The 20,764-nt window shown below is 64.5% G+C and carries 25 protein-coding genes, 1 tRNA gene and 1 pseudogene; 8 read left to right on the top strand and 19 right to left on the bottom strand.

Annotated elements, in window-relative coordinates; all coding sequences use genetic code 11:
* Window positions 1–11: 11 nt before the first annotated feature.
* The 4 genes from C7G41_RS02810 to C7G41_RS02825 form a co-directional block, all read right to left on the bottom strand.
* Window positions 12–521, bottom strand: coding sequence for a hypothetical protein (locus C7G41_RS02810; protein ID WP_199198093.1), 510 nt, complete (start codon window positions 519–521; stop codon window positions 12–14).
* 208 nt (window positions 522–729) lie between these two features.
* Entirely contained in the window at window positions 730–1,038 is a 309-nt protein-coding gene (locus C7G41_RS02815; RefSeq protein ID WP_106941123.1) for an EthD family reductase, read from the bottom strand.
* A gap of 212 nt (window positions 1,039–1,250) precedes the next feature.
* Window positions 1,251–2,957 (bottom strand): FAD-dependent oxidoreductase, encoded by a 1,707-nt coding sequence (locus tag C7G41_RS02820; RefSeq protein ID WP_106941476.1) that lies wholly within the window; start codon window positions 2,955–2,957, stop codon window positions 1,251–1,253.
* A gap of 42 nt (window positions 2,958–2,999) precedes the next feature.
* Window positions 3,000–3,200, bottom strand: a complete 201-nt coding sequence (locus C7G41_RS02825; protein ID WP_106941124.1) for a hypothetical protein — start codon at window positions 3,198–3,200, stop codon at window positions 3,000–3,002.
* Between the two features lie 315 nt (window positions 3,201–3,515).
* Here C7G41_RS02825 and C7G41_RS02830 point away from each other — a divergent pair.
* Window positions 3,516–3,590 (top strand) — tRNA-Thr (locus C7G41_RS02830).
* A gap of 732 nt (window positions 3,591–4,322) precedes the next feature.
* On the opposite strand, the pseudogene C7G41_RS02840 reads toward C7G41_RS02830, so the two are convergent.
* Window positions 4,323–4,630, bottom strand: a pseudogene (locus tag C7G41_RS02840) (putative quinol monooxygenase).
* A 473-nt stretch (window positions 4,631–5,103) separates the two neighbouring features.
* Here C7G41_RS02840 and C7G41_RS02845 point away from each other — a divergent pair.
* Complete coding sequence (locus C7G41_RS02845; RefSeq protein WP_106941125.1) at window positions 5,104–5,481, top strand: hypothetical protein; 378 nt, start codon at window positions 5,104–5,106, stop codon at window positions 5,479–5,481.
* A 284-nt stretch (window positions 5,482–5,765) separates the two neighbouring features.
* Here C7G41_RS02845 and C7G41_RS02850 read toward each other — a convergent pair whose 3' ends face one another.
* The 5 genes from C7G41_RS02850 to C7G41_RS02875 all read right to left on the bottom strand — a co-directional run bounded on the left by C7G41_RS02850 (window position 5,766) and on the right by C7G41_RS02875 (window position 8,587).
* Complete coding sequence (locus C7G41_RS02850; RefSeq protein WP_106941126.1) at window positions 5,766–6,095, bottom strand: hypothetical protein; 330 nt, start codon at window positions 6,093–6,095, stop codon at window positions 5,766–5,768.
* Between the two features lie 131 nt (window positions 6,096–6,226).
* On the bottom strand, window positions 6,227–6,703 hold the full coding sequence (locus tag C7G41_RS02855; protein ID WP_106941127.1) for a Crp/Fnr family transcriptional regulator: 477 nt from the start codon (window positions 6,701–6,703) through the stop codon (window positions 6,227–6,229).
* Window positions 6,704–6,875: 172 nt separating this feature from the next.
* Window positions 6,876–7,514, bottom strand: a complete 639-nt coding sequence (locus tag C7G41_RS02865; RefSeq protein WP_106941129.1) for a ferric reductase-like transmembrane domain-containing protein — start codon at window positions 7,512–7,514, stop codon at window positions 6,876–6,878.
* An 11-nt stretch (window positions 7,515–7,525) separates the two neighbouring features.
* Window positions 7,526–8,029, bottom strand: coding sequence for a Twin-arginine translocation pathway signal (locus tag C7G41_RS02870; protein ID WP_106941130.1), 504 nt, complete (start codon window positions 8,027–8,029; stop codon window positions 7,526–7,528).
* A gap of 135 nt (window positions 8,030–8,164) precedes the next feature.
* Window positions 8,165–8,587: an MgtC/SapB family protein gene (locus tag C7G41_RS02875; protein WP_106941131.1), complete on the bottom strand. Its 423-nt coding sequence runs from the start codon at window positions 8,585–8,587 to the stop codon at window positions 8,165–8,167.
* A gap of 14 nt (window positions 8,588–8,601) precedes the next feature.
* Here C7G41_RS02875 and C7G41_RS37290 point away from each other — a divergent pair, with 14 nt between their 5' ends.
* Entirely contained in the window at window positions 8,602–8,742 is a 141-nt protein-coding gene (locus tag C7G41_RS37290) for a hypothetical protein (protein ID WP_158267985.1), read from the top strand.
* 80 nt (window positions 8,743–8,822) lie between these two features.
* Window positions 8,823–9,830, top strand: a complete 1,008-nt coding sequence (locus C7G41_RS02880; protein WP_106941132.1) for an LLM class flavin-dependent oxidoreductase — start codon at window positions 8,823–8,825, stop codon at window positions 9,828–9,830.
* A gap of 111 nt (window positions 9,831–9,941) precedes the next feature.
* Here the strand turns inward: C7G41_RS02880 and C7G41_RS02885 are convergent, their stop codons facing one another.
* The 6 genes from C7G41_RS02885 to C7G41_RS02910 are packed head-to-tail and all read right to left on the bottom strand — an operon-like array spanning window position 9,942 to window position 14,546.
* Window positions 9,942–10,817 (bottom strand): amidohydrolase, encoded by an 876-nt coding sequence (locus tag C7G41_RS02885; protein ID WP_106941133.1) that lies wholly within the window; start codon window positions 10,815–10,817, stop codon window positions 9,942–9,944.
* A gap of 13 nt (window positions 10,818–10,830) precedes the next feature.
* On the bottom strand, window positions 10,831–11,223 hold the full coding sequence (locus C7G41_RS02890; protein WP_106941134.1) for a RidA family protein: 393 nt from the start codon (window positions 11,221–11,223) through the stop codon (window positions 10,831–10,833).
* Window positions 11,224–11,248: 25 nt separating this feature from the next.
* Window positions 11,249–12,052 carry a 2-oxo-hept-4-ene-1,7-dioate hydratase gene (gene hpaH, locus C7G41_RS02895; RefSeq protein WP_106941135.1) on the bottom strand — a complete coding sequence of 268 codons (804 nt, stop codon included), beginning with the start codon at window positions 12,050–12,052 and terminating at the stop codon, window positions 11,249–11,251.
* A gap of 3 nt (window positions 12,053–12,055) precedes the next feature.
* Window positions 12,056–12,916 carry a fumarylacetoacetate hydrolase family protein gene (locus C7G41_RS02900; protein ID WP_106941136.1) on the bottom strand — a complete coding sequence of 287 codons (861 nt, stop codon included), beginning with the start codon at window positions 12,914–12,916 and terminating at the stop codon, window positions 12,056–12,058.
* Window positions 12,917–12,959: 43 nt separating this feature from the next.
* A complete protein-coding gene (locus tag C7G41_RS02905) occupies window positions 12,960–13,577 on the bottom strand; it encodes a flavin reductase family protein (RefSeq protein WP_106941137.1) in 618 nt (205 codons plus the stop codon).
* Window positions 13,578–13,580: 3 nt separating this feature from the next.
* Window positions 13,581–14,546 carry a tripartite tricarboxylate transporter substrate binding protein gene (locus C7G41_RS02910; RefSeq protein ID WP_106941138.1) on the bottom strand — a complete coding sequence of 322 codons (966 nt, stop codon included), beginning with the start codon at window positions 14,544–14,546 and terminating at the stop codon, window positions 13,581–13,583.
* Window positions 14,547–14,678: 132 nt separating this feature from the next.
* On the opposite strand from C7G41_RS02910, the gene C7G41_RS02915 reads away from it, so the two are divergent.
* From C7G41_RS02915 to C7G41_RS02925, 3 genes are all read left to right on the top strand, one after another.
* Window positions 14,679–15,479, top strand: a complete 801-nt coding sequence (locus tag C7G41_RS02915; protein ID WP_199198094.1) for an IclR family transcriptional regulator — start codon at window positions 14,679–14,681, stop codon at window positions 15,477–15,479.
* A gap of 81 nt (window positions 15,480–15,560) precedes the next feature.
* Complete coding sequence (locus C7G41_RS02920) at window positions 15,561–16,856, top strand: O-acetylhomoserine aminocarboxypropyltransferase (RefSeq protein ID WP_106941140.1); 1,296 nt, start codon at window positions 15,561–15,563, stop codon at window positions 16,854–16,856.
* Between the two features lie 4 nt (window positions 16,857–16,860).
* The gene (locus C7G41_RS02925) at window positions 16,861–17,643 is read left to right on the top strand and encodes an alpha/beta fold hydrolase (RefSeq protein WP_106941141.1); all 783 of its coding nucleotides are present in this window, start codon (window positions 16,861–16,863) and stop codon (window positions 17,641–17,643) included.
* Window positions 17,644–17,649: 6 nt separating this feature from the next.
* Here C7G41_RS02925 and C7G41_RS02930 read toward each other — a convergent pair whose 3' ends face one another.
* Together C7G41_RS02930 and C7G41_RS02935 are read right to left on the bottom strand one after the other, a co-directional pair.
* Window positions 17,650–18,603, bottom strand: coding sequence for an aliphatic sulfonate ABC transporter substrate-binding protein (locus C7G41_RS02930; protein ID WP_106941142.1), 954 nt, complete (start codon window positions 18,601–18,603; stop codon window positions 17,650–17,652).
* Between the two features lie 21 nt (window positions 18,604–18,624).
* Entirely contained in the window at window positions 18,625–18,846 is a 222-nt protein-coding gene (locus C7G41_RS02935; RefSeq protein ID WP_106941143.1) for a hypothetical protein, read from the bottom strand.
* A 447-nt stretch (window positions 18,847–19,293) separates the two neighbouring features.
* Here C7G41_RS02935 and C7G41_RS02945 point away from each other — a divergent pair, with 447 nt between their 5' ends.
* A complete protein-coding gene (locus C7G41_RS02945; protein WP_106941144.1) occupies window positions 19,294–19,971 on the top strand; it encodes an SDR family NAD(P)-dependent oxidoreductase in 678 nt (225 codons plus the stop codon).
* A gap of 180 nt (window positions 19,972–20,151) precedes the next feature.
* On the opposite strand, the gene C7G41_RS02950 is transcribed toward C7G41_RS02945, so the two are convergent.
* Entirely contained in the window at window positions 20,152–20,763 is a 612-nt protein-coding gene (locus C7G41_RS02950; RefSeq protein WP_106941145.1) for a pyridoxamine 5'-phosphate oxidase family protein, read from the bottom strand.
* Window position 20,764: the final 1 nt, after the last annotated feature.

Raw genomic sequence — 20,764 nt, forward strand, 5'->3', positions numbered from 1 at the left:
TCCTTGAATGATCAGGCGAACGCCATCGGCTTGAAGCGGCGCCAGGCGCCGACGGTGAGCACCACGAAGAACACCAGCACGAGGCCCTGCACCACGGCGAACACGGGACCTCCCGGTGGATTCGGCGGCACGGCGGGTGCGAGCGCGGCGAGCGCCGGCACCTTCAGGAACGACTGGATCACCAGCACGAAGACGTTGAAATACAGCGAGATCATCGCGGTCACGATGTAGACCGGGCGCCAGCCCCCGGTGAGCTTCATGCCGTAGAGCGCGATACAGGCGATCGCGAGCAGGACCAGCGAGATGATGCCGATGATATGCGAGGGCAGCAGCTCCTTGAACGGAAACAGGAAGCCGGTGGCGCTGGTGAGGATCGTGAACAGCAGGAAAATCGCGGTCAGGCCCGGCATCGGCTTCGAGCCGAGCAGGCCGAACATCACGACGAGGCCGGCGGCAATGCCAATCAGGCTGATGATGACATGGACCAACGTGAAGGCGGGCAAGCTCAACCCAAGAACCATGACATCTCTCCTACTCTCTGCATTGAGTTCAGGATTGATATTACGGTCCTCATCGGATTGCCACATGCGCTGGCGTCACACATGCGTGCACAGCCATGCGTCATCGTGCGAATCGACAAACGCATGACTGAATTTTTTGCAACGCTGTCGCAAACGACGGCAGCTTGTAACCCGCCGGGCTACGAGTCGACGAAAGTCGGATCGCGGCTCACACTTCCTTGGTGTCGAAAATCAACAGGTCGGCGCCGCCACTGGCGAATTTCGGCACGTCGCCCGCGGCCGCCTTGCCTGCTTCGCTGCCGAAGGCCGACTGGATGGCGGCGACGTTGTCGAACGTGAGGATGGCGACGAGGTGGATTCCGGACGGTCCCGCGGGGGAGCCGACGGCGCCCGTGCTGACCGCGTACTTCTTCAAGCCGGGAAGTTTCTTCGCGAGCGGGATGTGCGTCTCGGCATAATGCTTGTCGAAGGCGGCAGCATCCTTGGGCGTCTTGTAGAGCACGACGAGTTCAGCCATTTAGTCCTCCCGTTAAGCGTTTTGTTTGTCGATCCTCATGGTGAGGAGGCGCGCGAGCGCCGTCTCGAACCATGCAGGCCCGGCTTTGGCGGCTGGGCCTTCATCCTTCGAGACGCGCGCAATGCGCGCTCCTCAGGATGAGGGGATAGTCTGCATCAACACGCGCAATGGCAAGCCTCATTCGACTTGCCATTTACTTGCCTTGTCCTTGACTAAAGCGCCGGTTTTGCGGCGTCGCCGAGGAAGCCGTGCAGGGAGGCCACGACCTGGGCGCCTTCGCCGATAGCGCCGCCGACGCGCTTGACCGAGCCGGAACGGACGTCACCGACGGCGTAGACGCCGGGCACCGAGGTCTCCAGTGGCGCGACCAGCCGGCCCTGGTTCTGTTCGGACTGCGCGCCGGTCACGACGAAGCCGCCGCGATCGAGCGTCACGCCACAGCCGTCGAGCCAATTGGTGGCGGGATCGGCGCCGACGAACAAAAAGAGATTGCGGATGTCGGCGAAATCCTCGTCGTTCGACAGCCGGCTCTTCAGGCGGATGCGCCGCAGCAGCGAGGCTTCGTCGCCTTCGAGCGCGGAGATTTCGGTGTTGAACATCAATTCGATGTTGGGGGTCGCTTCGATGCGCTCGATGAGATAGCGCGACATGCTGGCGCCCAGGCCGCCTCCGCGGATGATCATGAGAACTTTTTTGGCGTGTCCCGACAGGAACACGGCGGCCTGCCCCGCCGAGTTGCCGGCGCCGACCAGTGCGACCTCCTCGCCGGCGCACAGCTTCGCCTCGACCGGGGAGGCCCAGTACCAAACACCGCGGCCCTCGAACTTGTCGAGATTCTCGATCTCCGGCCGGCGATAGCGCGCGCCACTGGCGACCACGATGGCGCGCGCGCGCAGGGGATCGCAGCCGTCGAGCGCCACCGAGAATGCGCCATCCCTGCGCGTGCAGTCGAGCGACTTCACCGTGACGGGAATCATGATCTCGGCACCGAATTTCTGGGCCTGGGTGAAGGCGCGCGCGGTCAATGCCTGACCGGAAATGCCGGTCGGAAAGCCGAGGTAGTTTTCGATACGCGCGCTGGCGCCGGCCTGGCCGCCGAAGGCGCGGGTGTCGAGCACCGCGACCGAGAGGCCTTCGGATGCGGCATACACCGCGGTGGCGAGCCCGGCCGGTCCGGAGCCGACGACCGCAACGTCGTAGATGCGATCGTCCTTTGCTCCGCCGATCATGCCAATGGCACGGGCAAGTTCGGTTTCGCCGGGGTTGCGCAGCACCTCGCCGCTGGCGGCGACGACCAGCGGCCAGTCTTCCGGCTTGGGCGAATAGCGCGCGATCAATTCGGCGGCGTCACGGTCGCGCTCAGGATCGAGCAGATGATGCGGCTGGCCGTTGCGGGTGAGGAACCCCTGCAGCCGCACCACGCCTGCCGAATGCGACGGTCCGATCAGCACCACGCCGCCGACGCCGGCCTGGAGCAGATTGACCCGGCGCAGGATCAGCGCGCGCATGATGCGCTCGCCGAGGTCGGCCTCGGCGACCAGCAGCGCGCGCAGCCGCTCCGGCGGCAGCAGCAGCGTCTCGACATCGCCTTCGGCGCGGCCGTCGACCAGCGCCGGCCGTCCGGAGAGCTGGCTCAGCTCGGCCAAAAATTGCCCCGGCCCCTGGTCGATCAACGGGGTGACGTGGCCAAGGCCGTCGCGCTGGGTGATGGCGACATGTCCCTTCAGCACGACGAACATGCCGGGCCCCGGCTTGCCGGTCTCGAACAGGAATTCCCCATCGGCATAGTTGCGGACCTCGCCGAAATGCCTCATCCGCTCGATCTCCGCTGATGTCAGCGTCGGAAAGGTCTGCTCAGGGCGGGTGAACCGCGACATCTGCGCGTCACTCTCGGGTCGTTGCGATTCGTCCTGCCCCATTGCCACGTCCATGCACTCCAAAAAAATTCCAGCCGTCGGATTCTAGCCGCCGGTCTTGTCGGCGGTCCCCTCATCTAGGGAACCATCTTCATTCTGCGAGGGGTCGCCACTTGCGGCGCGTTCGCGCGCCTGCACCTTCCGCCGCTTCAGGTTTTCGCGCAGCGCCGATTTGAGCCGGTCGTCGCGGGACGCCCTCGCCTGTTTGGAGTCCTGCCGCTCGCTCTTGTCGTTCTCGTCAGCCATCAGGGTCCATTACAGCGATCGGCGATAACATGCCCGAGGAATAAGGCAGCTCAAGAGGCCCGCGCGATCCGATCGTGCGAAAATCGAAATGGATCGAATCCGGCGCGTCGGGCAACTGGCCAGTTGGGTGGGGATATCGGAACCGAATCCGCGGAAAGTCGGCCGTTTCGAGCCAAAACAGGCACTTTGGCCCCGATATCGACCCGATTTTATCGCTTTGGCGGAGCTAGCAAGCTTGCACAGGAGGGGGGCTTGTGGCAGATATCGGCCCGCTTGGTAGGCCCCTCGTGGCGGCCGATTCTTACCCCAGCACATGCTGCCGTAGCTCAGTGGTAGAGCACTCCATTGGTAATGGAGAGGTCGACAGTTCAATCCTGTCTGGCAGCACCATTCCCTGGGTCAAATCACGCACAGATCAGCATTCTCGCGGCTCAAAGCACCCGAGTTTTGCTTCTCTCCTTACCCCTCCTCTGTGAAGAGGGCGCAGGGAAGACCGGGTGCCGGCTGGCACCCGCGGTCCGCTGCGCGAAAGTGTAGCGCAAAGAGACCGCACAGCAGCATACAGGTGACGCCGAACACTCGGCCTTCCCTGCACAGTGGGTTGACGGCTTATGCCGCGCTCTCCCCGGCGACGAGTTCCTTTTTGTCACCGTCGCCTTGCGAATTGACGATGGCCGAAGACCCGGTTGAGCCCCGATCCATCTCCGCAAGGCTTGACCGTAGCAACGACGGCCAGGACCACACGATTTTGCCGTACGCAGCGATCCGGCTTCGCCCAAAGGCTTCACCGGACACAGGCGCCGTTCGTCCGCACGCAACAGGACCTCACGAGGTTCATCTCGCCCTGGTCCCGCCTTCGCGTGCCCGACGCTGCCGCGTCCACCGCACCCCGATCCACGTTCGTTACGACGGACGATCGCCCCTCTCCCTGGACCGGGATGGGCGGATGGATAACGTAATTCCGAATTTCGGTAAAGTGGAATATTTTTATGGGGAAGGGTTGACGAGTTTTGGCGGGAGGTGGGTGTTTTGCCCGACGGGTCAGATTGGCGCACATCATGTCGTAGCGCGTGCGCGCCAACCACGTATGACAGTCGCTACCGGAGAGGCCGCCAGGACCGTCTACTTCGCCGATTTATCCGCGATAATCCCCAACTTATGAATTTCCGGTGTCCTGGCGAACATGTCGCCTTCCTTGATCTTATCCATCAACGCGGCCGCGACCTTTCCGTTGAGATGCGCGTCGCGCCCAGCCTCGTCGTCGAAGGTATCAAATATTGCGAAAGAGGAAGGTCCTTCCTGAATCGTATACCATGAGATCGTTCCGAGTTCGGCGTTCACCAAAGGAACCGCCGACCGCAGGAAGTCCTCGACCTCTTCTCCTTGCCAGGCTTGGCTTCAAGCGGAACGTACAGCGCGAACTTTGTCATTCTGCTCTCCTGTTCTGATCGTCGCGAATGCCTTTCGGCTACAAATCATCCTCGCGTCATGAACGCTCAACCGCACAATTCCCAGGGTCGGAATTCGATCCTTGCAAACTCTTTATGATATTTGCCGTTGCGATAATTTGACCGATAGCGCGTGGCGCGTTGCCACATCTCTTGAAACGCTCATTTTTTTGAGCAAGCCCTCGATCACTCCGTCGAGCAAGGGTTCCTCGAACGCCCGCCGTTTGGAACGTTCGCTTCCTCCGCGCGAAGGGGAACGCACGCTCTACCCATCCTACGCACTGGGGTCGGTTCCCAAGCAAACATAGTGGAAGCCGCGGCGAACCGGCCTAGCGCCTCCGCGCACCGCGGCGCGAGCATGCCGGAGCGCATGAGTTCCGTGACTTATATCAACCTAACGCGTCGAGGCCGCCGCAATCTCCCGTGCTCCCAGACTTCGTAGAGAGGTTGCTGTCATGCTTCGCTATATTCTCGCTGCTACCGCAGCAGTTGTTCTGCTCACCGCCAGTTTGATCCCAGACGATGCCTATGCCCGCGGTCGCGGCGGTGGGGGCTATCGGGGCGGTGGCGGATATCACGGAGGTGGATACCGCGGCGGCGCTGTTGCAGCCCGAGGCTACCGGGGCGGCGCTGTCGCAGTTCGAGGAGCGCGGGGTGGTGCTGTTGCAGTGCGTGGCGGGCGCTATGGTTATGGCGGCTACGGGTATCGGCGTTACGGAGTCGGTGCGGCGGCGGTCGGCGCGGCTGCCATCGGCGCTGCTGCGACAGGCGCCTACTATCGCGGCGGCTGCGGCTACGACGCCTACGGCAACTGGATTTGTCCGGGCTACTAGTCCGTATCCTCGCGGCCGCGAAAAATCGTAGCGACGCGGCGCCGATTCGGGATCCTCGGCGCCGCACAACGCACCTGCAAGAGTTCAGCGCTGTCGATTTTTGTTCGGCACGAGGCTGCTAGAGCGAGCGTGGGAGATTGCGAAGGTCTGCAACGGGTCCAGTTGCGGACATCGCCCGAGCGAGAGCTCCGGTCAGATTTGGCCAAGAGTTGCATAGCATTGCTCAGTGACGAAACATGATGGGTTTCGCTTCGCTCGACCCGTCCTGCGCGCGCTGACTGGATCTACCGCCGACCACGGCGCCAGGAGGCCCCGATCAGCCAAAACACGAACCTTACAAACAGGATCGCGGCCGTGATCTGGATCCAAAGGAAACCACCGAGCTCACGCAAGACAATTTCTGCCTGAGCGCCCCAATAACCAGGAAGCGCATCGCCGACAGCTTCAATACCGTGCGTGCCTGTGCGCAGAGCCCATCGGACCCACTCAGGCTTGTAAAAGAGCGTCGCGCCGAGCAAAATCCAAGTCAGCAAAGCAGTGCTGACCCTGAAGGAGTGCACCTTGGCGTGGTGCTTGAACGCCCCGAATCTTCCATTTTCTCCGGCTTGAGCCATGTTATTTTCCTATTCGAAGCCTACGGGGCCGGGAAGTTTGCAGGATGGGCCAGCGAAGCGAAAACCCATGGAAGATTTGCGCGGTGACGAAACATGATGGGTTTCGCTTCGCTCTACCCATCCTACGCATGTCAACTCTCGTCACCCATCTGCTGTCCGGCGAAGCGATCGTCGGAGCGGCGCAGCCGTCGGCATAGCTCGCGATTGATGTTTTGCAGGACGATCACATAGGCGTGGATATCGGCCTTGTAGCAGGCGTAGAGCTTCTGGGCGGTCAGCTCGTAGAGCAGGGTCGGACTCTCCGCGACCACCGTGGCAGAACGATTCTGCATTTCAATCAGCGTCATTTCGCCGAAGAAATCGCCGGGCTCCAGAACGGAAATCGGGATGACGTTGCCCGCATTCGCCCGCTTGCTCACCGCCAGCCGACCGGATTTGACGATGAACAGCGAGCGTCCGGGCTCGCCCTCCGTCACGACGGTTGCTCCGGTTTCAAATCGGCACTCGACCAGCATCGACATCAGGAGGTCGAGACTTTGATCCGGGATACCGCCGAAGAACGGTGTGGCGAGCAGGAATGCTTTCAGTTCGGGGGCACTGACGGCCATCGCGAAAGGTTACGCCCGGTCGCTGACTGCGGCAAGCGGGGTAGCCTGCTCCGTCATTGCGAGCGTAGCGAAGCAATCCAGAATCTTTCCGCGGAGGGACTCTGGATTGCTTCGTCGCAAATGCTCCTCGCAGTCACGAATTGAGAGAGCTTCGCCTCTTGAGCCCAGTGAGCTACTGCCGCGCGACACTTTCCCCCCGCAGCGTCCTTCGCTTTCGCCACACTTGCAGGTCAATCATGACCTTCACGGTTGCCACGACGATCAACACGCACAGCGCCGCCTTCGAGATTGTCTCCATTGTCCCCTCGATCAGCAGGCAATGGGCCACGCTGCCTGCAACGATGACGATCGCGAGGGGAATATGGACGATGCGCCAGGTGCGCAGCCGCAGTCCCAATCGCCGGCGCAGCGCGGCCAGAACCGCGACGGTGAAGATGGCCCACATGGCGGTCACGCCGAAGGGGGAGAACGGCGTCGGTGATGTATAGGTCAGGGCGTCGATCATGTCGGGCGGGCTGGTGATCCAGAGGCCGGCGACGTGGATCACCACCGCCAGAGCGAGCGCGCCGCCGATCCAGTGATGGGCGCGCCGGCCGCGATAGGTCGACAATCCCGGCAGATATCCGCCGATCAGCAGAGGCTGAACGAGCACGAGACCGAGCGCGATGATCCCTGCAAAGCCGGCGAGGATGTAGACCGGGCCGCGCCATGCGAGCTGCTCGCTTCCCGCGGCGAGCGCGATCGGCACGCCAATGGCCAAGGCAAGGGCGGCCCAGATCAGGGGAGCCCTGGCCGATCGCCGCCCCTTCATCTCCAATGCGATCAGGCCGGCTGCAGCACGAAGTGCGCCTCGAGGCTGGTTTCCTTTGCGCTCCGCATCACCGGCCGCAGAAACACGGTTTTGAACTCACCGCTGTCATAGGCGAGGTGACCATGCGGCTGGCCGAAGATGGGAATGATCTGCGGCATCTCGAGCCGGAACTTGCCGTCCTTGTCGGTGAGCGTGGCGCCATGGCTCTGCGGCTCGTGCTCCTGCCCTTCGGTGGTGTGCGCCCAGATCTGGATGCGCTGCCCGGCCAGTGGAACCCCGTCGCCGGCGCGACGTACGGTGCCGCTCATCCAGAAGCCACCCTTGCCGATCCGCTCCACGATCGCCGCGCCCCTGCGGTAGTTGTTCGCCCCGCCCGACATCGTCTCGGTCGGTGCGAGGCCATCCGCGCGGGCAGGCAACAGCAGGCCGGGAACACCGGTTGCCAAAAGCCCGGTGGCGAGGGCCGAGCCGCCCGCGGCGAGGAGGCTCCGGCGATTGAGTACGACCGTGGTCATGTCGGTTCCTCCTGGCGAGCATCCAATGGCTCAGCGAGTGTACAACAACAGGCGCCAGACGCCCAGTTGGGCCGAGGGGCGCAACGGGTCGCAATGACGGTGTTGTGAACGGGGTGCAGGCTGCTCGCACGTGCATCAGTGATCGTCGTCTTCCTTGACCAGCGTCAACAAGCGAAGCGTCAGGAACGTGAACATCGCGACCGTTACTGCGACATCAAAAGCGCCGAGCCCGACGGAGACGCCGATGGCCCCGGTGGCCCAGAGGCTCGCGGCGGTCGCGGTGCCCTGCACCGAATTCCCCTGCTTGAGGATAGCGCCCCCGCCGATGAAGCCGATGCCGGTGATGAGGCCCTCGATCACCTTTGCCATGCCGTCAGGCGAATGCACAAGCAGGCTTTCGCTGGCCTGCACGAAGCCGCAGCTTGCCATTGCGACCAGCGGAAAGGTGCGCAAGCCCGCGCTTCGCGCCCGCTTTTCGCGGTCCCACCCAATGGGAACGGCGAGCGCGAAGGCCGCAGCCAGCGCAACGACATGAACGCCGATATTGAATCTGTCCAAAGAAAGCCCCCGAAATGAAAATCGACGCCATTGATCAAACCGGCCGGCAACGCCGCAATGCGGCCCGCGGTTTCCATGCAGGCGAATTTGCCGCATGCATCGGCGCAGCGATGGCTTCGCCTCCCCGCGATGGCGCCGCCGGCGCAGCCCGATGATCGTTTCGGCTGGTATTCCTGCAGTCGGCTCCTACATGTCGAGTCCACGTTCCCATCGCACGCGCCATCCGGACCCGCCCATGATCCCCTTCTCCGTGCTCGACCTTGCGCCCATCCGCCAAGGCGGCGATGCGACGCAGGCCTTTCGCAATTCACTCGATCTGGCGCAGCATGCCGAGGGTTGGGGCTACAAGCGGTTCTGGCTGGCCGAGCATCACAACATGACGGGCATCGCGAGCGCGGCGACGTCGGTGGTGATCGGGCATGTCGCGGGTGGCACGAAGACGATCCGGGTCGGGTCCGGCGGAATCATGCTGCCGAACCATTCGCCGCTCGTCATCGCCGAGCAGTTCGGCACGCTGGCCTCGCTCTATCCCGGGCGGATCGACCTCGGGCTCGGGCGGGCACCGGGCACCGACCAGTTCACCGCACGGGCGCTGCGCCGCGACCTCGCCACCAGTTCCGAGAATTTTCCGCAGGACGTGCTGGAGTTGCAGGCGCTGCTCGGCGACGTGCAACCAAACCAGACGATCCGCGCCGTGCCGGGCATGGGGACGAAGGTGCCGCTGTGGATCCTGGGATCGAGCACCTTTGGCGCGCAGCTCGCAGGCATGCTCGGCCTGCCGTTCGCGTTCGCCTCGCATTTCGCGCCGCAAATGATGATGCCGGCGCTGCGGGAGTATCGCGCGCGCTTCGAACCCTCGGCGCAGCTCGACAAGCCCTACGCGATGGTCGGGGTCAACGTGTTCGCCGCCGACAGCGAGGCGGACGCGCAGCGCATGTTCTCCTCGCTGCAGCAGCAGTTCATCAATCTGCGCCGCGGCACGCCCGGCCCGCTGCCGCCGCCGACTGGCGACATGGACGCGCTATGGTCGCCGGCCGAGAAGGCGATGGTCGGCCAGTCGCTGTCCTGCTCCGCGGTCGGCTCGCCTGAAATGGTCGAAGCGAAGCTGAAGGCGCTGATCGCCGAGACCGGCGCGGACGAATTGATGACCACGGGGCAGATCTACGACCACGCCGCGCGGCTGCGCTCGTTCGAGATCGCCGCCGGGGTAAGGGACAGACTGGCTTCGCAGCCGGCGGGGTGAGCGCGAAGACCACGCCCGTCATTGCGAGCGCAGCGAAGCAATCCAGAGTGCCTCTGCGGAAACAAGTCTGGATTGCTTCGTCGCTTCGCTCCTCGCAATGACGGGGTAGCGCTAGTCCGGGAATCCAAACAGCTTTGCCGGATTGTGCACCAGGATCTTCTCCAGTTCCGCTTGATCCGGCGCGTAGCGGTACATCAGCTCGAGCAGATCGGCGTCGTTTGGCGGCTGCTTCACGGAGACCGGATGCGGCCAGTCGCTGGCCCAGACGCAGCGGTCGACGGCTGCCTCGATATAGGCGCGCGCGATCGGGATGACGTCGTCGTAGGGCGGCCCGAGCTTCGAGGTCTTCTCGCCGAGCGACAGCATCACCCAGAAATTGCCCTTGGCGAGCAGCTCCAGCATCTTGCGCAGGTTCGGATCGTTTTTGCCGGCTTCCGGATCGGGCCGCGCCATATGGTCGATCAGCACGGGCACGTCCAGATTCTCGTACTTGGCGACGCTGGAGACGATGCCGTCCTTCTCGGGCTGGATCTTGACGTACCAGCCGAGCTCGCGGATGCGCGCAATGGCGCGGGCGAAGTCGGCATCCGACAGCACGGCGCCGAGTTCCTGGCGGAAGCTGAAGCGCGCGCCGCGGACACCTGCATCATGCAGCCTGGCGAGATAAGTGTCGTTCGCCTCGGCGAACACCAGCGCGTTGGCGCAGCCGCGATAGTTCGGGCCCATGGCGGCGAGACCGTCGAGCACGACGGCATGATCGGCGCCATAGGTGGTGGTCTGCACGATGATGCCGCGCTCGATGCCGAGCGTCTTGTGCACGCGCAGCGCCGCTTCCCAGGTCGCGGTCGGCATCCGATAGGCCGCGCCGGGACGCTCGGGATATTTGTCGATGGGGCCGAGCACGTGAAACTGGCTGTCCACGGTCTTCGGCGGCGGCGCCTTGACCGGGCGGCGCGGGTTCGGATCGAACGGCAGATAGGTCGGCATGCGGCAGGCTCCTTTAGTCAATCACGGCGGTGAAGTCGCACTGCACCAGCGCGCCGCCATCCATGTTGTCCATCGGCAGCGCATGGCGCGCCGGACGCGAATGCTCGTCCGGAAACATCTTGAGCCACTCGACATTCACAGGCCCGCGCTGCGTACGGTCCTTCAGCCACACCGTCATCTTGATGATGTCGTCCGTGGTGCCGCCGGCGGCTTCCACCGTCGCCTTCATATGCGCGAACATGTTGGCGCATTGCGCGTCCAGGCTCTCGGGCATTGCGCCAGCCGCATCGCGGCCGAGGATGACGCCCGACATCACGAGACTGCCGATGCGGCAGGCGTTCGGAATCGGATTGGCATGCTTGAAGCCGCCGATATGGATGCTCTTGCGCCGCGTGTGACCGGTCATGATGCGCTCCCTCTTTGTTGCTTGTTCAGACGAACTGGCACGACACCGAGCCGAACGCGCCATAGTCTGCGTGGAAGGTGTCGCCGCGGCGGATGTCGACGGGCCGCGTGAACGATCCCGCCAGCACGACCTCGCCGGCGGCGAGATGTTCGTCATGCGGCGCGAGGCGGTTGGCGAGCCAGGCGATGCCGTTGGCAGGATGATTGAGCACGCCGGCGGCAAGGCCGGTCTCCTCGACCTCGCCGTTGCGGAACAGCAGCGCGCCGATCCAGCGCATGTCCGCGTCCATCGGACGGAAGGGGCGGCCGCCGAGCACCAGCGCGGCGTTCGCCGCGTTGTCCGAGATCGTGTCCATGACCTTTCGCGCCTTGCCCGTCTGGGGGTCGACGCGGTGCATGCGCGTCTCCAGAATCTCCAGCGCCGGGGTCACGTAGTCGGTGGCGTTGAGCACGTCGAAGATGGTGCAATCGGGCCCGCGCAACGGCGCCTTCAGCACGAAGGCGAGCTCGACCTCGATTCGCGGCGCGTGAAAGCGGTCGAACGGAATCGGCGTGGCATCGGCATAGAACATGTCGGCGAACAGCACGCCGTAATCCGGCTCGGAAATGCCGACCGCGTTCTGCATCGCCTTCGAGGTCAGGCCGATCTTGTGGCCCTTGATGACCCGGCCGCGTCCGAGCTGGAGTTTTGTCCAGGCGCGCTGAACGGCATAGGCATCCTCGATGCTGAAATCGGGATAGTCTTTGGTGAACATCGTGATCAGCGTCTTGGTGCGCTCGGCTTCGTCGAGCCGCGCGGCAAGGCGTTCGATCGTGGCGGCATCCAGCATGGCTCAACTCTCCGCCGCGACGGTATTGCGCAGCACGCCGATGCGGCTGGATTCGACCTCGACGACATCGCCGACCTTGAGCCAGCGCGGTGGGTCGAAGCGGGCGCCGGCCCCGGTCGGCGTGCCCGTCACGATCATGTCGCCGGGCTTGAGGGTGGCGAAGGTGGAGAGATAGGAGATCAGAAAATCGAACGGGAACATCAGCCGTTCGGTGGTGTCCTGCTGCCGGACCTCGCCGTTGACGCGCGTGACGATGTCATGGGGGCCGCGCGGGTCGAGCTCGTCCGCGGTGACGATCCACGGGCCGATGCTGCCGGAGCGGTCGAAATTCTTGCCCTGCGTGACGTTGAACTTGCCGTGGCGCAGCCAGTCGCGGATCGTGCCCTCGTTGCACAGCGTCATGCCGAAGATGTGGGACCAGGCCTTTTCGCGCGGAATGTGGCGGCCGCCCTGGCCGATCACGATGACGAGCTCGCCTTCGTAATCGAGCTGATCGGAGACGTGAGGCTTCTCCAGCGGCTGACCGGAGCCTGCCATCGAGGACATGCTGCGCACGAACAGGCTCGGGTATTTGGGCAGGTCGGAGCTGTCTTTATACTCCGCGTTGCGCTCGGCGTAATTGACGCCGATGCACCAGAGCTTCTCCGGCGTCAGCACCGGCGGAAGCAGCACGAGATCGTCGAGCGCGTAGTCCGGCTTTTGTCCGGCGACGGCTTCCTGCGCGTCGGCCAGCGCATTGGCCGCGATCAGTGCCCTCACATCGGAGAAGTCGCGGCCGATCCGCCGGGTCAGATCGACGACACCGCCTTCGATGGCGGCGCCATAGCGCGGCTCTCCGTCCAGGAGATAGCTTAGGAGTCGCATGGTCGTTCTCCAATGGTCTTGAGGCGCGCGCGGGGCAGCGTGCTCAGTCTTTCGATTTGGGAGTCTGGAACACGCCGCGCAGCGTCACGATCTCGCCGAGCCGGGCGTAGCGCGGCCCGCCGATGCGCGCGATCGGGTCGAGCGCCGCAGTTTCGACCTTGCCGTCGTTCACGAGGCCGTCGCGGAGGTGGAACATCACGACCTCGCCGACAATCAGCCGGCTGCGGGCGTCGCCGAATTCGAGGCACTGCCGGAAGCGGCATTCCATCGCAACGGGCGCAATGCTGAGCCGCGGCACGTTGATGCGCTCGCTCGCGATCGTCTCGAGGCCAAGCTCCGCGACCTCGCTGATCTCAGGCGGATGCTCGACCGATGAGTCGTGCACGGCCTGCATCAGCGGGGTATCGGCGATGTGGATGACGTATTCCTCGGTGTCGAGAATGTTGTGCGCGGTGTCCTTGTAGTCCGCGCCCTTGCGGCCGACGCTGATGGCCAGCATCGGCGGCTTCTGCGACACGAAGGTGAAGGCGCTGAACGGCGCGAGGTTGAGCACGCCTGCGCGCGACAGGCTCGTCACCCAGGCGATCGGACGCGGCACCACGATGCCGGTCATCAGCCGGTAGATGCGCTCGGCGCCGAGCTCGGCGGGGTCGATCCGCATCGATCAATCCGCCTTGATGTTGGCCTTGCGCACGATCGGAATCCATTTGGCGTCCTCGCGCGCGAGATAGGCCTTGAATTCGTCGGGCGTCATCGCGACGGCTTCGCCGCCGAGCTTCTCGAACTTGTCGACCACGGCGGGATCCTTCAGGATCGCGGTCAGCGCCTCGTGCAGCTTGTCGATCACGGGCGCCGGCGTGCCTGCCGGTGCGAACAGGCCGGTGAAGGTCTGCCCGTCAAAATCCTTGTAGCCGAGCTCAGCGAAGGTCGGCACGTCGGGCAGCGACTTCAGGCGGTGCGGGCTGGTGACGGCCAGCGCCCGGAACAGGCCGGCCTTGATGTGCTGCAGGCTGACCGTGAGCTGGTCGAACGCGAACTGGACCTGCCCGCCCAAGAGATCGTTGACCGCAGGCGCATTGCCGCGATAGTGCGCGGTGACCCATTGCAGGTCGAGGCTGGACTGCATCAGCTCGCTGAGCAGATGGTTGGTGGTGCCGGGACCGGGCGAGGCCATCGTCAGCTTGCCGGGCTCGCGCTTGGCGAGGTCGATGAACTCCTTGAAGGTCGTCGCCTGCACCGACGGATGCACCTCGAGCACCAACGGCGTCATCGAGATCGTCGTGATCGGCAGGAAGTCCTTCTTCCAATTGTAGACGTCGCGCTTGTTGATTTCGGTCGCGAACAGCACCGGGCCGTTGGCACCGACGAACAGCGTGTAGCCGTCGGGTGCGGATTTCGCGAACGCCTCGCCCGCGATCATGCCGCCGGCACCCGCCTTGTTCTCGATGATGAAGGGCTGGCCGAGCTTTTCCTGGAGCTTGTCGGCGATGATGCGCGCGGCGCTGTCGACATTGCCGCCGGCCGGATAGGGCACGATCAGCTTGACGTTGCGCGCCGGCCATTGCTGGCCCGACGCCGGTCCCGTCAACGTCGCTGCCGCGGCAGCTATGGCAATCCAGATTAATCTCATGTTAACCTCCCGGCGGCACTTCCAATTTTTACATCGAGTTGCCTGTGTTCGTACACGGCATCTCGATTCGGAGCGCAATCTCCAGATGCGCGCTTTACCTGTCGAGTGAATTGTGGCGTTCTTGTCCATATTATGGACAAGACGACTTCCGCGAAATCCGCCCGCCGCGTGACCGAACCGCGACAGGGCGCGCAGGCGATCCGCCGCGCGCTCGCCGTGCTGCGCATTCTCGCCGCAGGCCGCGAAGACGGCGTGCCGCTGGCCGAGGTGGTGCGGGCGACCGGCCTCACCCGCCCGACCGTGCATCGCATCGTCCACGTCCTGATCGAGGAAGGCATCGTCGAACGGCATGACAGGACCGGCCGCTACGCGATCGGCAATCAGGTGCCGGAGCTCGCGCTCGCACGGGCCCGGCCGTCGCGGCTGCTGATCGCCGCCAATCCGTCGCTGCAACGTGCGTCGACCGAGATCGGCGACACGCTGTTCCTGACGGTCCGGACCGGCAACGACACGCTGTGCGTCGATCGCAGGATCGGTGTCTATCCGATCCAGGTGCTGTCGATCGAGGTCGGCGCGCGCCGACCGCTCGGCGTCTCCAGCGCAGGCGTTGCCATCCTCGCCGCGATGCCGGCGCAGGACGCGCGAAAAATCGTCGCGGCCAACGAGAAGCGACTGGAGGCCTATCGGACCGATGCCGCAACGGTGCTGGGCCAGGTCACCGCCGCAAGACGGCTGGGGTATGGCATGAGGGAAATTGGTCTCGTGCAGGGCACGAAGTCGATCTCGACCTGGATCAAGACCCCGGACGGCCGCCCCGCTGCTGCCATGACTGTCTCCGCCGTTCGGACGAGGCTCGGCCCGCGCCGCGAACAGGAGGTCGCGGAGATTTTGCTGCGGGAGGCGCGGATCATCGAGCAGGCGATCCGGGGTTAGGCCACGCTGTCAATGGGCTGACGTGCCGCGCATTTTTGTGGCACAAGGGCCGCCTCCGCCGACCGAGCAACGAGGCCCCGCATGCCCGCGCCAAAACCGCCCGCCTTCGAGACCCTGAGCCTGCATGCGGGCCAGCATCCGGATCCCGCGACCGGCGCCCGCGCCGTTCCGATCTACCAGACCACGTCCTACGTGTTCCAGGATTCCGATCACGCCGCCGCTCTGTTCAATCTCGAGCGCGCCGGCCACATCTATACGCGCATCTCCAATCCGACCACCGGCGTGCTCGAAGAGCGGCTCGCCGCGCTGGAGGGCGGCGTCGGCGCGATCTGCACCGCGAGCGGCATGGCCGCGCTGCATCTGGCCATCGCGACGCTTCTGAACGCCGGCGACCATATCGTGGCGTCGAGCTCGCTCTATGGCGGCACCATCAACCTGCTGGCGCACACGCTGCCGCGCTTCGGCATCACCACCACCTTCGTGAAACCGCGCGATCTCGACGCGTTCCGCGCGGCGATCAAGCCGAACACGAAGCTGGTGATCGGCGAGACCATCGGCAATCCCGGGCTCGAGGTGCTGGACATTCCGAAGGTCGCGCAGATCGCGCATGACGCAAAAATCCCACTGCTGATCGACAACACCTTTGCCACGCCCTATCTCAGCCGTCCGATCGAGCTCGGCGCCGACATCGTCATGCATTCGGCAACCAAATGGATCGGCGGCCACGGCATCGCGATCGGCGGCGCCATCGTCGACGGCGGCCGTTTCGATTGGCGCTCATCCGGCAAATTCGGCGTGCTGACCGAGCCCTATGGCGGCTATCACGGCATCGTCTTCGACGAGCAGTTCGGCACCGCCGCCTTCATCATGCGCGCGCGCACCGAAGGTCTGCGCGATTTCGGCGCCTGCCTGTCGCCGACCAACGCGTTCCAGCTGTTGCAGGGCGTGGAGACGCTTGGCGTGCGCATGGACCGCCACATCCAGAACACGCACCTCGTGCTGGAAGCACTGAAAGCCAACAAGGCCGTCGATTGGGTGCTGCACCCATCGCTGGAAGACCACACGGACTACCAGCTTGCAAAGACGCTGCTGCCGCGCGGCGCCGGCTCGATAGTCTCCTTCGGCATCAAGGGCGGTCGGCCCGCGGGCCGCAAGTTCATCGAATCGCTGCGCATGATCAGCCATCTCGCCAATGTCGGCGACGCCAAGACGCTGGTGATCCACCCGGCGTCGACCACGCACCAGCAGATGGACGCCGAGCAGCTCAAGGCCTCCGGCATCGGCGAGGAGCTGGTGCGGCTCTCGGTCGGCATCGAGACCGCAAGCGACATCATCGACGATCTCACCCAAGCGCTACGCATCTCGCAAAAGGTCTGACACCATGAAGCTCCCCGTCAACGGCGCCGAGGTGCTGGTCGCAACCGGCGGCCGCGACTTCGACAGATCCCTGCCCGCGGTCGTCTTCCTCCATGGCGCCGGATTCGACCATTCGACCTGGGCGCTGCACACGCGCTGGTTCGCCCATCACGGCTTTGGCGTGCTGGCGCCTGATCTGCCCGGCCACGGCCGCTCGCCCGGACCGTCGCTCGCAAGTATCGCCGAAATGGCAGACTGGACGGCGGGTCTGCTCGATGCGGCCGGAATTACGAAAGCGCATCTGATCGGCCATTCCATGGGATCGCTGATCTCGCTGGAGACGGCGGCACGGCATCCCGACAAGGTGTCCGCGCTCAGCCTGATCGGCACGGCCGCGACCATGACGGTCGGCCCGGATCTGCTCAAGGCGGCCGAAGCCAATTCGCAGGATGCTAACGACATGGTCTCGATCTGGGGCCTCGGCTTCAACGCCGAGCTCGGCGGCAGCCTCGCGCCGGGCCTGTGGATGCATGGCGGCGCGCAGGCCGTGTTGAAACACTGCGAGCCGGGCGTGCTGTTCCGGGATTTGTCGGCCTGCAATGCTTACGCGAATGCGCTTCAAGCAGCCGCGAGCGTGACGGTGCCTACGACGCTCATCCTCGGCGAGCGGGACATGATGACGCCGGTGAAGGCCGGCAAGGCACTCGCGGCGGCGATCCCGCATGCGAAGACCGTCGTGGTGCCGGGCGCGGGCCACATGATCATGGCCGAACGCCCGGATGAACTGCTGGTGGCGCTGAGGGGCTGAGGCCCCTCACGACCCCGGCGTCCACTTCCAGACGATGTCGGAGACGTTGACCGGTTTCGGGATCAGGCCGAGCTTGGCAAAGCGATCGGCGACCGCCTGCTGGGTCTTGACCACTTCGGCGTCGAGCGGCACCACGCGATAGCTGGATCGGTTGACGAAGCGGCGGACCGCTTCGATGTCGACGCCGGTCGCCTCGGCCTGTGCCTTTGCGACCTCCTCGTGATGCGACTCCGCCCACACGCCTTCAGACGCAAAGGCCGTGTTGAGCTTTGCGACCAGCGAGGGATACTTCTCAACGAAATCGGTGTTGGCGATGTAGTAGGCGTTCGGCTTGTGCACGTCTTTGTCGAAGGCAATGACGCGCGCATTCTCTTTCAGTTCGGCAAGCGCGAGATAGGGGTCCCAGATCGACCATGCATCGACCGAGCCCTTGACGAAGGCTGCCGTCGCGTCCGCCGGCGCGAGCGGTGCAGGCGTGATGTCGGACCAGGACAGACCGGCCTTTTCGAGCGCCGCAACCAAGAGATTATGTGCGCTCGAGCCCTTGCCAAAGGCGACGCGCTTGCCCTTGAGATCGGCGAGCGTCTTGATCGGCGAATCCTTCGGTACGACGATCGCCTGGGTGTTGCCGTCGGACTTCACGGCCGCGACATAGCGGATTCTGGCGCCGCCGGCTTGCGCGAAGATCGGTGGGGTGTCGCCGACGAAGCCGAAATCGACGCTGCCGACATTGACGGCCTCCAGCAGCGGCGGGCCGAACTGGAAGTCGATCCATTTGATCTCGATGCCGAGCGGCTTGAAGGCGATTTCGAGCGTCTGGCGCTGGCGCACCGCCGGGAAGAAGCCGCCTTTCTGCGTACCGATGCGGATTTCCGCCGGCTTGTCCTCCGCGCGCGCAGGGCCGGCCAAAGCTGTCGCGAGCAGCAGGGTCGTTGCTAGAATGTGTCGTCGGGTCATCATAATCTGGTCCTTTCGGTGGAGTCAGCTGGCAAAGAGTTGGGAGTTCGCGCGCCGGCTCTGCTCGAAGAACACCGCGCGTGCGGCGCGCTCCGCCTCGCGCGCCGAGCGGAACTGGCGACCCTCGAGGCTGTCGAACAGACGCTCGGAGGAGAAGAAGCGGAAGCCGCGCGTATCCCTCGTGACGATGCCGGCGGCGCGGTCGTGGATTTCGATGATGTAAGCGTTCGATTGAATTCGGGACATGACTGCTCGTTCGCCGGGATCTCGGCGCTCCTGTCTCTGGATTTGCTGGGTGGCGTGCTGCTAGGAGGCGGCGGTCAGCAACAACAACAGGCGCCGGTCGCCGCCGAGAAACAGCGCCGCGCCATGCCCGCTTGCATGTCGTTCTGATTGCGCTGGTGATCGGTTCTCATGTCGCGGCTTCGGCTCGAGGAGCAGTGTCGATGCTCCAAATATCGAGCGTTTAGCCCGATCGGTCAATGAAATGGCTATCCATAATTGCCACTGGCGCGCATCGGCACTTCTCCGGGCGCGAGCGCCGGCAGACGAATTCATCTCGCGATGAGTTCAACGCCAGTGCGCAGCCGGCCGTGGTATGGTCCGCTCGATAAGCGACAAATGAGAGGGAGGCCCAGTCATGGCGGATGACCTGAAGGACGCACGGCGCTCGTCACCGGCGGATCGCGCGGGATCGGCGCTGCGGTCTGCCGCGCGCTGGCCGAGGCCGGCGCGGCCGTGGCGATCAACTGCCGCGAGCGGATCGGACAGGCCGAGCAACTCGCGGATGAGATCGGCAAGCGCGGCGGCCGCGCCATTGCCGTTGCTGCGGACGTATCGCAGCGCGAGGCCGTGGCCGGCATGATCAAACGAGTCACGAACGAACTCGGGCCGATCGACATCCTCGTCAACAATGCCGGCATCGCCATCACGCGCGGCGTCGATGACTTAAGCGAAGACGATTTCGACCGCACCATCCTGGTCAATCTGAAATCCGTCTTCCTGTGCACCCAGGCCGTGCTGCCGTCGATGCGCGCGCGGAAATGGGGGCGCATCGTCAACATCTCCTCGGGAGCGGCGCGCGGCGCCGGCTCGATCGGACCGCACTACAATGCATCCAAGGCCGGCATGGAGGGCCTGACGCGCGGCTATGCGGCGCGTCTGGTGAAGGAAGGCATCACCGTCAACGCGGTGGCGCCGTCGCTGATCGAGACCGACATGATGAGCGGCCAGCAGCAACTCGTCAGCCGCATTCCGCTCGGCCGCTTCGGCACCGCGGACGAAGTCGCGAAAGCCGTGATGCTGCTGGTCGACAACGCCTACATGACCGGCCAGACGATCGCGCTGAGCGGCGGGATGGCGTTTAATTAGGGGCGCGGCGAGCTTCCTCTTCCCTTCTCCCCTTGTGGGAGAAGGTGGCGCGAAGCGCCGGATGAGGGTCTCTATCCGCGCATACCAACTGCGAGATGAGTGCTCGGATAGAGACCCCTCACCCGTCTCGCCGCTGTCGCGGCGAGCCACCCTCTCCCGCAGGGGGAAAGGGAAACAACACTACCACATCGTCGCTGCCGCCCGCTCCGGCCAGATGCGGTCGTACTCCGCGCCGCCGACTTTGTTCTCGCTCATCTCGGCGAGGATTTGGCCCGGTGTCGGCAGCGTGTTCGGATCGATGCGCTTGTCGGGATTCCAGAGGTCGGAGCGGACGATGGCGCGGGCGCACTGGAAGTAGATTTCATCGACCGTCATCACCATGACGCTGCGGGGCGCCTTGCCTTCGACCTTGAACGAGGCGAGCAGTTCGGGATCGATGGCGAGATGGGCCCGGCCATTGGCGCGGACCGCATTGCCGGAGCCGGGGATCAGGAACATCAGCGACACCCTGGGATCGCGCACGATGTTGCGCAGGGAATCGACCCGGTTATTGCCGCGGCGATCCGGCAGCATCAGCGTCTTCGGGTCATGAATGCGGACGAAGCCGGAGAGATCGCCGCGCGGCGAGCAGTCGATCCCCTCAGGTCCGATGGTGGCGAGCGCGGCGAACGGCGCCTTTTCGATGAAGACGCGATAGAGCGGGGTGACGTGGTCGGCGACTTTCACGGTCGAGGCGTCATTGGTGACGCCGTAGATGGCCTCCAGCTGCTCGACCGTTTCGATCACCGACATT

Origin of the sequence: Bradyrhizobium sp. MOS002, from assembly GCF_003020115.1 — a bacterium.
Lineage (GTDB): Bacteria > Pseudomonadota > Alphaproteobacteria > Rhizobiales > Xanthobacteraceae > Bradyrhizobium.

Coding starts and splice junctions, on each gene's coding strand:
- C7G41_RS02850 (WP_106941126.1), bottom strand. CDS start 6,095: ATGGCTCAAGCCGGAGAAAATGGAAGATTCGGGGCGTTCAAGCACCAC.
- C7G41_RS02880 (WP_106941132.1), top strand. CDS start 8,823: ATGATCCCCTTCTCCGTGCTCGACCTTGCGCCCATCCGCCAAGGCGGC.
- C7G41_RS02925 (WP_106941141.1), top strand. CDS start 16,861: ATGAAGCTCCCCGTCAACGGCGCCGAGGTGCTGGTCGCAACCGGCGGC.
- C7G41_RS02910 (WP_106941138.1), bottom strand. CDS start 14,546: ATGAGATTAATCTGGATTGCCATAGCTGCCGCGGCAGCGACGTTGACG.
- C7G41_RS02870 (WP_106941130.1), bottom strand. CDS start 8,029: ATGACCACGGTCGTACTCAATCGCCGGAGCCTCCTCGCCGCGGGCGGC.
- C7G41_RS02950 (WP_106941145.1), bottom strand. CDS start 20,763: ATGTCGGTGATCGAAACGGTCGAGCAGCTGGAGGCCATCTACGGCGTC.
- C7G41_RS02815 (WP_106941123.1), bottom strand. CDS start 1,038: ATGGCTGAACTCGTCGTGCTCTACAAGACGCCCAAGGATGCTGCCGCC.
- C7G41_RS02915 (WP_199198094.1), top strand. CDS start 14,679: ATGGACAAGACGACTTCCGCGAAATCCGCCCGCCGCGTGACCGAACCG.
- C7G41_RS02930 (WP_106941142.1), bottom strand. CDS start 18,603: ATGATGACCCGACGACACATTCTAGCAACGACCCTGCTGCTCGCGACA.
- C7G41_RS37290 (WP_158267985.1), top strand. CDS start 8,602: ATGAAAATCGACGCCATTGATCAAACCGGCCGGCAACGCCGCAATGCG.
- C7G41_RS02935 (WP_106941143.1), bottom strand. CDS start 18,846: ATGTCCCGAATTCAATCGAACGCTTACATCATCGAAATCCACGACCGC.
- C7G41_RS02820 (WP_106941476.1), bottom strand. CDS start 2,957: ATGGGGCAGGACGAATCGCAACGACCCGAGAGTGACGCGCAGATGTCG.
- C7G41_RS02900 (WP_106941136.1), bottom strand. CDS start 12,916: ATGCGACTCCTAAGCTATCTCCTGGACGGAGAGCCGCGCTATGGCGCC.
- C7G41_RS02905 (WP_106941137.1), bottom strand. CDS start 13,577: ATGCGGATCGACCCCGCCGAGCTCGGCGCCGAGCGCATCTACCGGCTG.
- C7G41_RS02855 (WP_106941127.1), bottom strand. CDS start 6,703: ATGGCCGTCAGTGCCCCCGAACTGAAAGCATTCCTGCTCGCCACACCG.
- C7G41_RS02920 (WP_106941140.1), top strand. CDS start 15,561: ATGCCCGCGCCAAAACCGCCCGCCTTCGAGACCCTGAGCCTGCATGCG.
- C7G41_RS02825 (WP_106941124.1), bottom strand. CDS start 3,200: ATGGCTGACGAGAACGACAAGAGCGAGCGGCAGGACTCCAAACAGGCG.
- C7G41_RS02885 (WP_106941133.1), bottom strand. CDS start 10,817: ATGCCGACCTATCTGCCGTTCGATCCGAACCCGCGCCGCCCGGTCAAG.
- C7G41_RS02865 (WP_106941129.1), bottom strand. CDS start 7,514: ATGAAGGGGCGGCGATCGGCCAGGGCTCCCCTGATCTGGGCCGCCCTT.
- C7G41_RS02890 (WP_106941134.1), bottom strand. CDS start 11,223: ATGACCGGTCACACGCGGCGCAAGAGCATCCATATCGGCGGCTTCAAG.
- C7G41_RS02810 (WP_199198093.1), bottom strand. CDS start 521: ATGGTTCTTGGGTTGAGCTTGCCCGCCTTCACGTTGGTCCATGTCATC.
- hpaH (WP_106941135.1), bottom strand. CDS start 12,052: ATGCTGGATGCCGCCACGATCGAACGCCTTGCCGCGCGGCTCGACGAA.
- C7G41_RS02845 (WP_106941125.1), top strand. CDS start 5,104: ATGCTTCGCTATATTCTCGCTGCTACCGCAGCAGTTGTTCTGCTCACC.